Source organism: Psychrobacillus soli, from assembly GCF_006861775.1.
GTDB lineage: Bacteria > Bacillota > Bacilli > Bacillales_A > Planococcaceae > Psychrobacillus > Psychrobacillus soli.
In genome coordinates this window covers 64,365-77,447 of sequence record NZ_VDGG01000003.1, presented here as the reverse complement: position 1 = coordinate 77,447, position 13,083 = coordinate 64,365, and the positions used below count along the sequence as shown (strand labels likewise).

At 38.5% G+C, this 13,083-nt stretch carries 13 protein-coding genes; 2 read left to right on the top strand and 11 right to left on the bottom strand.

All coding sequences use genetic code 11. The annotated features are described in order from the left end of the window. Window positions 1-109 precede the first annotated feature (109 nt). From FG383_RS02285 to FG383_RS02270, 4 genes are all read right to left on the bottom strand, one after another. Entirely contained in the window at window positions 110-1,708 is a 1,599-nt protein-coding gene (locus tag FG383_RS02285) for a M20/M25/M40 family metallo-hydrolase (RefSeq protein WP_142605226.1), read from the bottom strand. A gap of 70 nt (window positions 1,709-1,778) precedes the next feature. Continuing rightward, on the bottom strand, window positions 1,779-3,203 hold the full coding sequence (locus tag FG383_RS02280) for an amino acid permease (RefSeq protein WP_142605225.1): 1,425 nt from the start codon (window positions 3,201-3,203) through the stop codon (window positions 1,779-1,781). 131 nt (window positions 3,204-3,334) lie between these two features. Then, window positions 3,335-4,102: a dimethylarginine dimethylaminohydrolase family protein gene (locus FG383_RS02275; RefSeq protein ID WP_142605224.1), complete on the bottom strand. Its 768-nt coding sequence runs from the start codon at window positions 4,100-4,102 to the stop codon at window positions 3,335-3,337. 13 nt (window positions 4,103-4,115) lie between these two features. After that, window positions 4,116-4,988, bottom strand: coding sequence for a dimethylarginine dimethylaminohydrolase family protein (locus tag FG383_RS02270; protein WP_142605223.1), 873 nt, complete (start codon window positions 4,986-4,988; stop codon window positions 4,116-4,118). 148 nt (window positions 4,989-5,136) lie between these two features. Here FG383_RS02270 and FG383_RS02265 point away from each other — a divergent pair, with 148 nt between their 5' ends. After that, window positions 5,137-5,874, top strand: a complete 738-nt coding sequence (locus FG383_RS02265; protein WP_142605222.1) for an IclR family transcriptional regulator — start codon at window positions 5,137-5,139, stop codon at window positions 5,872-5,874. A 99-nt stretch (window positions 5,875-5,973) separates the two neighbouring features. On the opposite strand, the gene FG383_RS02260 is transcribed toward FG383_RS02265, so the two are convergent. Continuing rightward, entirely contained in the window at window positions 5,974-6,411 is a 438-nt protein-coding gene (locus FG383_RS02260) for a HEAT repeat domain-containing protein (RefSeq protein ID WP_142605221.1), read from the bottom strand. A 177-nt stretch (window positions 6,412-6,588) separates the two neighbouring features. Between FG383_RS02260 and FG383_RS02255 the strand changes: the two genes are divergently transcribed. Next, on the top strand, window positions 6,589-6,798 hold the full coding sequence (locus FG383_RS02255; protein ID WP_142605220.1) for a hypothetical protein: 210 nt from the start codon (window positions 6,589-6,591) through the stop codon (window positions 6,796-6,798). Between the two features lie 78 nt (window positions 6,799-6,876). On the opposite strand, the gene FG383_RS02250 is transcribed toward FG383_RS02255, so the two are convergent. The 6 genes from FG383_RS02250 to FG383_RS02225 all read right to left on the bottom strand — a co-directional run bounded on the left by FG383_RS02250 (window position 6,877) and on the right by FG383_RS02225 (window position 13,081). Then, window positions 6,877-7,323 carry a DUF5085 family protein gene (locus tag FG383_RS02250; protein ID WP_142605219.1) on the bottom strand — a complete coding sequence of 149 codons (447 nt, stop codon included), beginning with the start codon at window positions 7,321-7,323 and terminating at the stop codon, window positions 6,877-6,879. Then, window positions 7,320-7,778 (bottom strand): DUF5085 family protein, encoded by a 459-nt coding sequence (locus FG383_RS02245; protein WP_142605218.1) that lies wholly within the window; start codon window positions 7,776-7,778, stop codon window positions 7,320-7,322. The genes FG383_RS02250 and FG383_RS02245 overlap by 4 nt, the downstream gene beginning before the upstream one ends. Before the next feature lie 840 nt (window positions 7,779-8,618). Next, window positions 8,619-9,458, bottom strand: a complete 840-nt coding sequence (locus FG383_RS02240; protein WP_142605217.1) for a 3-hydroxyacyl-CoA dehydrogenase NAD-binding domain-containing protein — start codon at window positions 9,456-9,458, stop codon at window positions 8,619-8,621. After that, window positions 9,455-10,375, bottom strand: a complete 921-nt coding sequence (locus FG383_RS02235) for an NAD(P)H-dependent flavin oxidoreductase (protein WP_142605216.1) — start codon at window positions 10,373-10,375, stop codon at window positions 9,455-9,457. Before FG383_RS02235 ends, FG383_RS02240 begins: the two co-directional genes overlap by 4 nt. A gap of 15 nt (window positions 10,376-10,390) precedes the next feature. Further along, window positions 10,391-11,572 carry an acetyl-CoA C-acetyltransferase gene (locus FG383_RS02230; protein ID WP_142605215.1) on the bottom strand — a complete coding sequence of 394 codons (1,182 nt, stop codon included), beginning with the start codon at window positions 11,570-11,572 and terminating at the stop codon, window positions 10,391-10,393. A gap of 12 nt (window positions 11,573-11,584) precedes the next feature. Further along, on the bottom strand, window positions 11,585-13,081 hold the full coding sequence (locus tag FG383_RS02225) for a class I adenylate-forming enzyme family protein (RefSeq protein WP_142605214.1): 1,497 nt from the start codon (window positions 13,079-13,081) through the stop codon (window positions 11,585-11,587). Between the last annotated feature and the right edge of the window lie 2 nt (window positions 13,082-13,083).

Below are 13,083 nucleotides of genomic sequence, written 5' to 3'. Positions count from 1 at the left end.
TAAAGTGATGCTTTTTTGGGATAATCAATCCTAAACTAGATAAAACAATGGAGAAAGCGACAAGTCCAAAAAGTGACTCCGAATTCATAATCCGGAGTCACTTTTATCTTTAATATAAACTTTTCACTAATGTTTCTAACATGACTGGCATTTCTACAAAAGCGCTATCTACATGCAATCGCTCTGTTCGTTGGTGCGCATCTTTACCGAAAGGACCTACATTTAAAACTGGCCCTTTTAATTGCGCCATCTCTTCAAATGGAATACTGTATGTATCTCCCCATACCGGTGTATTACTTTCAAAAGCAGTCCAACCGTTGCCATCATCCTCATAATTCACATAGCTCAAATCGCAAATCCCGTTGAAGTAGTGGATTTGGTCAATTTTATTATCAAATGATTGCGCCGATTTTTTCATTAGCTCTACTATCTCTTTTACGAGCGGATCATCGGAAGTATTGACAGCTGGATAATACGGTGGTGCAAATAATAGGACTGTCGCTGGTGCAAGTTCCTGGCATTGAATCATCAGATTATCCACTATACGGAGTGATTTTTCACGGTCATCCCATGCATCATTTTCGAGCGCTTCATTTTTCAGTCGTTCTACTTCCGCATTACCTAATTTTTTATTTGCATATGCTAAAAGCTGTTCATAGCGAAGCACTTTCACTTCTCCAACGCCACTCACTTGTTCACGCGCACAAATCCCTTTGTAGCTTTCGTTCAAAGCGCCCATCGCTTCTGTAGCTACTTGTTCGAACAAATCCATTACTTCTGCAGCTGTTCGTTTCAACAAGAACACATTGTAAAGTGCCACTGCGCGATACGGTGTTTGTGTAGAATAAGACATTTTCAAATCTTTTTGTTGTAGTGAAACCGGAAGTGGCGTACTTTCCCCAAGATCCGTCTCACGGAATAAAGGATTCCACTCCATACGCTGTGTTAAATAAGATGCGATATAGTTCGCCGTCATTCCTTTCATCGGCTCTCCAACATGCGTCTCTTTTCCATAAAATAAAGCAGCAGGCATAATTTTACCGATTGTTCCAGAATAGATATACTCCGCAATATCAAGCGGTTTTTGCGAGAAGGATGGTTCACTATTCAAAAATAGCTTATAGGTTAATCCAAACTCCTCCCGAAGACGAACTAACTGAGGTACAGCAGCACGCATTCCAGCAGAATTCACTTCTTCATCCGGAACAGTAGTCAAAACAAGATTGATCGGCCATTCTTCTGTAGAAGCTTTTTCAAGCAATTGCATATGAAGCGCAAGCCCCATTTTCATGTCCATCGTACCTCGACCAAACAAATACTTCCCTGTTTCCAAATCGATACGTGCCGATTCCGGCAAATCATCCGGATTTTCCATTAGCTTTTTCGTGAGCTCCTCTGGAAAATAAGCAAGTGGTTCTAGCACACCGTATTCTTCCGTTTGAACCGTATCAAAATGGCTGATTAAAACAACCGTTTCAACGGCTTCTGGGTGTTTGTATAATGCTGTTACCGCATGTCTTCCAAGCCCTGCATCATGCAATCCCAGATGACTTGGATGTGCTTGAAAATAAGCTAAATCTCTTAACTTATCGATCACTTTCGGAGCAAAAGTAGTTTCCCCTTCTGTCAACGTAATACTATCCCAACTAACAAGTTCACATAATAACGCTCGAAGTTTCTCCGGCGTATCCCATAATAATTGACTCATCTTAAATTTCTCCTTTATTACTGGTGCCAGGCACCCGTAACATATTTGTAATATTCAAGAAACACTTTCGTTAGTTTTCTTGAACGACCTTATTATTTGCTAAAGCTGCTTTTTGATATTTCTTCTCTAATCTCAATTTATAGAATAGCATACAAGCGATGAAAAATCCTACACCATAATAAAGCCCAACTCGCTGTGTTGGATCAAACGCTAAAAATACTAATATTAATAAACAAAATGCGATACAGAATATCGGAACAAATGGATAGAATCGGACTTTATACCCTAAATCCGCAAGACTTCCACCATCTTTTATATAACGTCGGCGGAACATAAGCTGAGATGCGGCAATTCCCATCCATGAAATAGTAACAGAAATTCCTGCTATCGACATTAACAATACAAATACTGTGTCTGCTTCCATTACACTTGTGAGTAATGACAATAGCGAGAAAACCATCGTGAATAGCAATGCTGTTAGTGGTACTTTTCGTTTAGAAAGACGACCAAATACTTTCGGTGCCATTCCTTCATTTGCCATCGACCACAGTAAACGAGTAGACGCATATAAACAAGAATTTCCTACGGACAAGATAGCAGTTAAAATGACAAAGTTCATAATACTACCTGCATATGGGATTCCAGCTAAGTTCATTAACGTGACAAACGGACTTTCAAGCAATCCAAGTTCAGATGCCGGGAAAATTGCCGACAATACAACAATAGAAGCAATATAAAACACGACAATTCTAATTAAAATCGTACGAATCGCTTTTGGAATGTTCTTTTGTGGATTTTCCGTTTCTCCTGCAGCAATCCCAACTAACTCAGATCCCTGGTACGAGAAGATAACGTTCATCATCGTCACAAAAACAATGGCAATTCCAGCAGGGAACAATCCCGAAGGTGCTAAATTAGTAGCAAGTGGTGCTACCCGCTCTTCCAATGGAATAATCCCGAAAATTGCTGCCGCTCCAATAATAACGAACAAAACGACCGCAACAACTTTAATACCAGCAAACCAAAACTCCGCTTCTGCAAATGCTTTTGTTGTGAGTGCATTCAACGCAAACAATAGAACCATGAAAATTGCACACCAAATCCAAATTGGTACATCAGGGAACCAGTGCTGCATCAGTATTCCGGCAGCAGTAAATTCCACCCCGGCCGTTGCAGCAGAACCGACAAAGTACATCCATCCAAGTGAAAAACCAGCTGACGGACTTATAAAACGCGTCGCATATGTCTGGAATGAACCCGTTACTGGCATATAAACAGCAAGCTCCCCTAGACAAACCATTACCATATATAAGATTAACCCACCAAATAAATAACCAAGTATAGCCCCCCCAGGCCCTGCTTGATTAATCGTATAACCTGCATTTAAAAATAAACCTGTCCCAATTACTCCCCCGAGTGAAAGCATAAACAAGTGTCTGCTTTTCATCGAACGATTTAATAAATTATCTTGCGATGTTTCCCCAATATTAGACATACTTTTACTCCCCTTTTGCAATGCATTTACATAAATCCCGTAAAAATTACACTTAAAACCATTTCAGAATTATTACGGGTGCCAGGCACCTGTAATAATTCTGAAATATGTTTGTCTTTATTTACCTTTGTTTAAAATCTTAAAGATAAACAGCTTAAACCGCCGTCTTGTTTTTGAACCTCAGACATATCAAGCTCTATTGTTTCATAACCAGCTTCATTGATTTTACGTTTTGTTTCTGCATACCCTTGTGGAATGATCACATAATCATTTACACGAATACAGTTTGCAGAGTATTCATCCTCATCCCCGATAACAATTTTTTCATACGAATCAAATGCTGGATGATCTATAAATTCACCTGCAACGACCATTTTGTTATTGCCTAAATAAGCAATACCCGTTTTCAAATGGAAGAACTTTTGAAGCGGGATGATTGTCGCTTCGAATCCTTCGCCTTCTAAAATTTCTTTTAACTGGCGAGCTCCTTCTTCATTTGTACGGTCAGAAATTCCGATATAAAAACGATTATCCGCTTGAAGAATATCTCCACCATCTAGTGTTCCAGGTGCTTTAATATAGTGAAACTTCGTATAGAAGTCTTTTAATACACTTTCCATTTCAATAATTTCTCCATTACGAGAGTCAGCTCCAGGATTCGTAACAACCGCAAAATCTGCTGTCAGTACGGCAGCATCTTCCACAAAAGTGGAATCCGGAAATTCCTCACTTGCGGAAAGAAGTGTTACTTCTACTCCACATTTTTGCAAAGCTTCGATATATGCTTCATGTTGAACTAGTAATTTTTCATATTCTGGTTTTCCAAGATCCGATGTAGTTAATCCTTCTACATAACTTTTACCTGGTGTTTTGACGATTACACGTTGAAATTTACTCATTTTTATATCCCCTTTAGTTTCTAATTACTGGACTTGTCAGACATGTTGGCCCACCAGTACCTAATACACTGATTTCTTGGCCTTTGTATTCATAAACTGTTGCCCCTGCTTCTAACAGTTGTTGTTTCGTAGATTCATTGCCTTCCACTATTACACAAACTCGTGGTGAAAGCGCTAACACATTACAACCAAGATTGTCGTATTCTACTTTTGGAACTTCCACTAGTTGAATACCGCGCTCGATTAATAATTGACGGAAAAACACTGGCATTAACGGAGAATGTACTACTGCCAAATCCTCATCAACCATGCTAATGAAAGACATAAGATGTAAGCATTCAGCTTCCCCTTGATCATGTGGAAGCTGTACAACGATGAACTCATCTACAAATGATGCTGTCATTTCTTTTAACTGGCGAATTGCTTCGTCATTTGTACGGTATCCTCGACCTACTACTAGCGTTTTATCATTTAACCAGACGATATCTCCACCGTCTGACACCGCATCCCCTGTTAACTCTCCAATAATAGGAATCTCATTTTCTAGTAGAAACTCTTTATAAACAGCAGCTTCCGGCTGTCTTAATTTTTTTCCTGATTTTAAAATGATAGCTCCCTCTGGTGTGAATTTCACAGGATCATGTGCATAGATTGAATCCAATCCTACTGTCTCCGCTTTTGGAAGATAATCAATTTGAGGTACGTATTTCTCTAAAATCTCGATGAAACCTTTATACTCACGAACCGCTTCTTCAAAATTTGGTTCTTGAAGATAGTTAAAAGTCTTCCACTCATCCGATAGATGTTGTTGACTAATAAAAGCAGCATCGGGATGCTTTACAATTACTCGTTCTAATTTTTTATACATAGATGAATTATACGTCATAATTTTCCCCCTTTTTTCCATCTAGCGGAAATCATTCCCGCATAACGGAAAGTTTATATTTAAAATATATGTGTTCTATGCTACCATGTCAATATATTTCGAATACTTTCTACATTAATTAAATTAGAACAGAATAGGTGGGGTTTTAATGCAATCAATCTCTCGCGCAATGAGTGTAGCAAAAACTTTAGCAGCCCATGCAAATGAAAAAGGAGTAACTATCTCTGACCTTGCCAAAGAATGTGAACTCCCTCTCAGCACAATGCATAGACTATTACAAGCTATGATTAAACAAGGGATGGTGGAACAAGACGAGCATTTTAAAACATATAAACTCGGTATGGTTTGGTTAGAATATGGATTGCAAGTCTATGACAAAATAGACTATGTGAGTAAAATTCGACCCGAGCTAGAAAGGTTGTCTAAAGAAGTAGAAGAGAGTGTCTATTTGAGCAAACCGCTCGGTACAGAATCGATGGTAGTGGAAAGAATCGACAGTGAAAATAATCCTATTCGAATTTACGACCAACTAGGCTTGCGTATTCCAATGCATATTGGTGCTGCAAACAAATCCATGTTAGCAGCAATGCCGAAGTCGAAGTCCGAAAGTATTTTGTCACAACTGGTACCAGGCGAACAAATTCCTCCAATCCTTCAAACAATAGAACAAATAAAAAAGCAAGGTTATGCAACAAGCCACTCGGAAAGAACAGAAGGAACTTCCTCCGTTGCGGTCAGCATAAAAGACAGCTTCGGGCAAATCTTTGGCGCCATCAGTATAGGAGTCGTCAGCTTCAACCTAACGGAAGAACGCCTCGAATTCCTTACAAGTAAAGTAATAGAAACCGGAACAAATATCGCTAACAAACTAAACTCGCATAATTAAAAAAGAGGATAATTGTCCATTCGACAATTACCCTCATTCTACCTATGTATTACAGTTATGTTACTGGTGCCAGGCACAAGTAACATAACTGTAATAATACTATTTCAAGTTAGACCATTCATTTTGGAGCCATGTTTTAAAGTCATCGCCTTTTTCACCTTCATATGCATCGTATACGTCAATTCGCATTCTTTTCAATTTTGTAGCGAATTCTTCAAATGTATGATCAGCAGGTAAACTTTTCTTCACTCGAACGAATACTTTGTTAGCTCCTTTAATCACTTCAAACTTTTTACGAGTTGGTGGTTGAACATCTTCCCCAAACTCAAGAAGTATGCGATAAGCCGCTTCTTGAATTTTATATACTGGATCATTAGCTAATCTAGAATTCAGAATATCGATCACTTGACTAGTATTATACTTTCCTAGTTCTTCCACTGCATCATAACGTGCTTTCCAATTGGACGTACGATTAGCTGCTTTTTTCAGTTCCTCGTAATTCTCCGGTAGTTCATTTTTCACTATATTTTTACCCAATTAATCCAAACTCCTTTTTTAGTTCAACTATTCATTGCTTTGCCATCCCATCATTATATACTACTTTCGGTGGATCTCCTATTTTTATCCGATCACTTGCTCTTGTAATTCACAGTCTTTATCTTGGTATTATTGTAAAAAAATGATATACTACTTATAAAAAAGGAAGGTGGAATATTGGGAAAATTACATGAACTAAAAAAGTACAAATTTCTCCTAATTTTCAAAGGAGGAAATCACTTAATAATCGAGACGAATACAGACATTCGGACAGCAAAAAGAGAAGAAATAAATGGCGCTATATTTATACGTATTGAAAACCAATATACGATTAACCTAGCCCAAATAGAAAGCATAAAAGTTAAAATACTAAAGCAAACCTCATAGATAATCATACATACAAAACGCATCCTATTCGATCAGATCGAACGGGATGCGTTTTTTTTCATCACAAGTTGCCCCTTTTTACAATACGCCTAAACTCATTTCGGCGTACGTTCGCTCAGATCTTGTTTTCTTGAACTGAACGAATACTGGTGTTTTTTGTGTCATAGTATGCTCTTTTAGGTAGGCTAACAACTCCCAATACTTTACTTGCGATTGTACTTCATAGTTTTCTGTAATCCGCGTCATAAGCAAGTTATCGACATTAAAATAACTACTGAAATTTACTTCTACTTCCTTAGGAAAAGAAAACTGACTTTCTGCAATTGGAAGGAAGATCTGAGCGGTCATCACTTCTGCAGTTGGATCACTAATAATCGAGAAAAATATCGCTCCTGTTGGATGATACCCATGTTCGGTTAAGATTTCATCAAAATCATTTAATGCAATATCAATTTCCTCAGGCAGAAAATTATACAATTTCGATGCTACATTGCGATAAGCAATTTGATGGTTTTCTACAATCATTCCTCATCACCCTGCCCAATTACTGGTACATACAAATCGATTATATAATCGCCGTACACTTCCAATAACACACAATAATACGTATCCGCTAGTTTTATGCCTCTAGCATTTGCATACGATTTTATTTTTTCATAAGCAGCATAAAAATCCATTTCTTGATCTGCCTGTCGTAGTACCAATGCCCGCTCTAACACCAACACATCTTGAAAGGAAAAATCCCCTTCATCCGAAAGAACTACCGGACTACTGATAGGTAAATAATATGTAAATCGACCTGACTTTTCATCTGTCGGACTTTGCTCAAACGAAAAGCATAACGGCCCATTTCGATAGACGTCCTTGTTTAGCGTATAATCCTCTAGCATATAAATACTTTCCTGCCAATCCGCTTTTTTCTGCTCCACTTCATACATCAACACATTCTCAAAAACTAATGAACACATTTCAATTCCCATCCTCATTCACCCTTCCAAATAACCTACTTATTCAAATAACCACGTTCGTTAAAATTAAAGCTTTTATATCGAAATTTACAATACAATATCACAAGCTGCTCAGGTAAAATAAAAAGCATGACAAAAAACAAAGAAATTCCAATTACAATAAAAAGCATTCCATTTAAATCAGCTAGTGCCGAGTTCCTAGCCACATATTGGATGATAAAAACAATACCTATACCGGCAATAATTGCCGCTGGAATATACGAAGTTGTCTCAAATTTGCTTCTTATTTCATCTTTTTTTGAATCTTTACGGTAATGTCCATTACGCAAGAGAAAATAAAAACGTATAAAAGTGACAATAAAGATTAATAAACCTAAACTATTCATTAAAAACAAATAATTTAAAAAAGTCTATTTAGAGAGCAAAATAACTGGATATATATGCAAAAATAAATTCCTAACTTTTCCTTTAATATAATAAATAACATTACTAGTTGCGAACGTCAAAGTTACATAATTTACAAAAAAAATTACTTAGTTCCATAAACTCAAGGACTTATGTCACATCATTTTAATAATGAAAACTATTTGACACTTTTTTCATATCGTTTTCTGAAATATTCAACTAAAAAGCAAAAATCCATAATCCTCAAATAAAACTAGTACTTTTTAATCATTTTATATCAGAATTATCAAAAAATATTTCGATGTAAAAATACTCAAAACTATGATTTTATTATTACAGGACCGTTACTGGTGCCTGGCACCAGTAACAGTCCTGTAATAATCCCTTCATTTCATAACACAAAAAAAGCCAGGAGAAAAGTCGATTCACTTTTCTCCTGGCTTTTTATTAATACTCGTAAAATCCTCTTCCACTTTTTCTTCCTAAATGCCCAGCACGGACTTTTTTGCGCAATAACGGCGGTACTCGATATTTCGAGTCGCCTGTTTCTTCCAATAATGTTTCTGCAACGAACAGCATCGTATCTAGTCCGATTAAATCAGCGAGTGACAGTGGTCCGATTGGATGATTTGCACCGAGCATCATCCCTTTATCGATATCCTCTGCGGAAGCGATCCCTTCACCGAGCACAAAAATCGCTTCATTTATCAATGGAACTAAAATTCGGTTCACAACAAATAACGGTGCATCCACAATGGATATACTCTCTTTACCAATTGATTTTACTAAACTAGTGACAACTTCAAATGTTTCATCCGAAGTATCCGATCCACGGACAATTTCGACTAGCTTCATCACAGGAACTGGATTAAAGAAATGCATTCCGATTACTTTTGCTGGTCGTTCAGCTGCAGTAGCTAATTCAGTTATGCTTAGTCCAGATGTATTAGATGCAATAATTGCTTTTTCATTCAACAATGCCCCTAACTCTGCAAATACTTTTTTCTTTACTTCCATATTTTCAATGATAGCCTCAATCACAACATCCAAATCTTTTAATAGTGGTAGCTCTGTTGTGAACGTAATTCTCTCAAACACTTTATCTATGGCGCTTAAATCCTTGCCTTGCTTGTTGTACACTCTTTCTATATTTGTATGCATTGTTTGCTCTGCTCGGACTAGTGCTTCCTCATTTGCATCGCATAATACAACGTTGTGACCTGCATCTGCCATCACTTGCGCGATCCCATTTCCCATCGTACCAGAGCCTAAAACCCCTATGTTCATCTGCTCAACTCCTCTTGAACGTTTACACCCTTTTTCGCTTCTTCATATTCCTTCACAAGCCGGTCAACAATAACTGCTGTACTTTCAACCGCTTTAATCGTTGTTACGCCGTGACCTGCTGACCATATATCTCGCCAAGCCTTTACATCAACCATATGAGATAAATCTACCGTATCACGTGGCTTAAGACTTGCAGGATCAATATTATTTTTTACTAAACTAGGAATTAAATAATTCGCATTTACCCCGCTAAATGAGTCCGTATACAAAATATCCGCAATCGTTGAATCGACAAGCATCTCTTTATAGGCAGGGAATGCTACACTTTCCTCCGCTGGTATAAATTTTGTTCCCATATAAGCAAAATCTGCACCCATAAGTTGAGCTGCTAATATATCTTTCCCGCTTGAAATTCCACCTGCCAACACAATGTAGCCTTTCCAAAACTCTCGAACAGCATCTAAAAATGCAAATGGATTTAATGTTCCCGCGTGTCCCCCTGCGCCTGCACATACTAATATAAGCCCATCAACACCAGCTTCTACAGCTTTCTTCGCATGCTTTACCGTGATGACATCCGAAAACACTAACCCACCATACGCATGTACTACTTCTGTAACTGCTCCAGGATGCCCTAAAGAAACAATAACTATCGGTGGCTCATATTTGCGTATTAATTCCAGATCGATTTCATGTCGCTTATTCGTTTTATGCGCAATGAAATTCACCGCCCATGGTTCAGTTGGTAGAGCCGCCTTTAATTCCGCTAGCATCTCTTCACATTTCTCCGGCGTCCGTGCATTGAGTAGTGGAATCGACCCAACAACCCCATTACGACAGGATGCAATAACTGATTCTATGCTAGATACTAAAAACATTGGTGCTACGATAACTGGAAGTTTTAACTTAGAGAACATATTCAGCTTTCCTCCTTATACTCGCTCAATTACAACTGCAATCCCTTGCCCACCACCGATACATAAACTTGCTACACCGTATTTCAACCCTCTATTTTTCAACTCATATGCTAAGGAAAGAAGGATCCGCGTTCCACTTGCCCCAACAGGATGGCCTAGAGCAATTGCACCGCCATTGACATTTGTCTTGTCTCGATCTAGTCCTAATTCTTTTTCAACGGATAAATATTGAGCAGCAAATGCTTCATTCACTTCGATCAAATCCATATCCTCTAAACGAAGTTCTGCTTTTTCCAACGCTTGTCTAATAGCTGGCACTGGACCAATTCCCATAATCGAAGGATCCACTCCAGCGACACTCCAAGAAACGATTTTAGCAATCGGCTTTAGTCCATTTTCATTTACTGCTTTTTCACTAGCCACAATGACAGAAGCTGCACCATCATTTATTCCGCTTGCGTTACCAGGCGTCACTGTTCCATCTTTTTTAAATGAAGGTCTCAACGACGCTAATTTTTCCGCTGTAACATCAGATTTTATATGTTCATCTTGTGATACAATTACCGTTCCTTTTCGAGTCGGAACTTCTACAGCGACAATCTCTTTTGCAAAAACACCATTTTCCCGAGCTGTCCCTGCTCGCTTTTGACTTAGTAGTGCGAATGCATCTTGTTCCTCGCGCGTTATTTCATATTGGTCTGCCAGTTTTTCTGCCGTCATTCCCATACCACTGCCGACATATTCATCCGTAAGCGTGGAAAGCACCATATCTTCATACGCAACGGAGCCCATTTTCGAAGCATTAAACCGTGCGTTGAAATTGGAGTAAGGAGCCATCGACATATTTTCTGCTCCACCAGCTAAAACAATTTCTGCTTCGTTCAATAAAATCAATTGCGCCGCAGAAACGACCGACTGTGATCCAGAACCACATAAACGATTCACATTATATGCAGGAACTTCCACAGGCACACCTGCTTTCAAGCCAATATGCCGTGATAAAAAGGAAGCATTTGTACTGGAGTGAATAACATTTCCATAAATAACATGATCGACTTGAGTAGCATCCACTTTCGAGCGTTTTAACGCCTCAATTGCTGTCGCAGCACCTAAATCATCTGCTTTCACTTGTGCAAAAGAACCTCCAAAACTAGTAAAAGCTGTTCTTGCCCCATCTACAATATAAACTGAACTCATTTCTTTTCCCCCTTATTCTTTTCGAAGAGCTGTTTTCAACACTTTTCCACTTGCATTTCTAGGTAGAGTATCGATGAATACAACTTCTTCCGGTAATTTATATTTTGCCAATCGTTTCGAACAAAAAGAAATAATAGCTTCTTCTGCAAGTGTCCGCCCTTCTTTTAACACAACAAAAGCTTTTGGAACTTCTCCGTAAACAGTATGTGGAATTCCAACTACTGCTGCTTCTAAAAGTTCGGGAATTTGGTATAGCACTTCTTCTACTTCCACCGGATATACATTTTCCCCTGCCCGGATAATCATGTCTTTTTTTCGATCCACGATATAAAGCAGGCCGTCTTCATCAAAACGTCCTAAGTCACCGGTATAGAGCCAGCCGTTTTGAATCGCCCTTCTTGTTGCCTCTTCATTTTTCAAATAACCTTTCATCACTTGCGGACCTTTTGTAACGATTTCTCCTACTTGACCAACAGGTAGGGGCTCCCCAAATTCATCTACTACCTGTACTTGCGTTTGCGGGAGCGGTTCTCCTACTGATCCAACTTTTTCTAATGCGTGATGATCTTTTAGCGTCGTAGCGGCCGGAGAATTTTCTGTTTGACCGTATAAGTTTTGAACTTTCACATCTGGATATAATGCTTTAACCTTTCGAATTAATTCATATGGCATTGGAGCTGCTCCGTAAGTAAATAGTCGAAGTTGAGGTAATTGTAAGTTTTCCATTTTTGGTGTATTCAATAAAATACTGTACATCGCAGGAACGCCAAAGAATATCGTAATATCCTCTTGTTCCATCGTATTTAAAGCTCGCTCAGGAGAAAATCCTTCTTCAATAACAATCGTTCCACCAGCATAAATGACAGGAATACTAAAAACATGACTCGCTGCACAGTGAAATAGTGGAGCGACTATTTGCATGCGATCTTGGGAGTTTAGTTCCATTGCTTCCCCCCATATTTGTGCTGCTGCTCTCACATTGCTTGCTGTTAACAGAACGCCTTTTGGTTTACCAGTTGTACCGGAAGTATAAAAAACGACGCTCGTCCGTTCCTCGCTCTCGATCACTTCTTCGAAAGTAATAGCCGCATCTGCTAATATCTCGATTAACCCTTCCCTTTCTCCTACTACAAGTGTATCTTGAAATTTTGCAAATGTTTCAGGGATTTCATTCAAAATCGGCTCCATATCCGTTCCATAAATAAGCGCTTTTGCTTCTGAATGCGTGAATATGTAGTCCACTTCAGGAGCAGCAAGCTTTGTATTTACAGGCATTACGCTAAATCCACCAAGCTGACATGCATAATAACAAACTAGAAAAAAGTCTGAGTTATTCAAGTAAACTGCAATAATATCTTCTTGTTTGTAGCCTTTTGCTTGAAAATAACCAGCTAATCTCTTAGCTTGTTCATAGAATACGGAGTACGTTATTTTTCTACCATTAAACTGTGTAATGAAATGGTCAGGTTGCTCTTTTGCATGGAGTGCCAATTTTTCCGTAACGAACATAT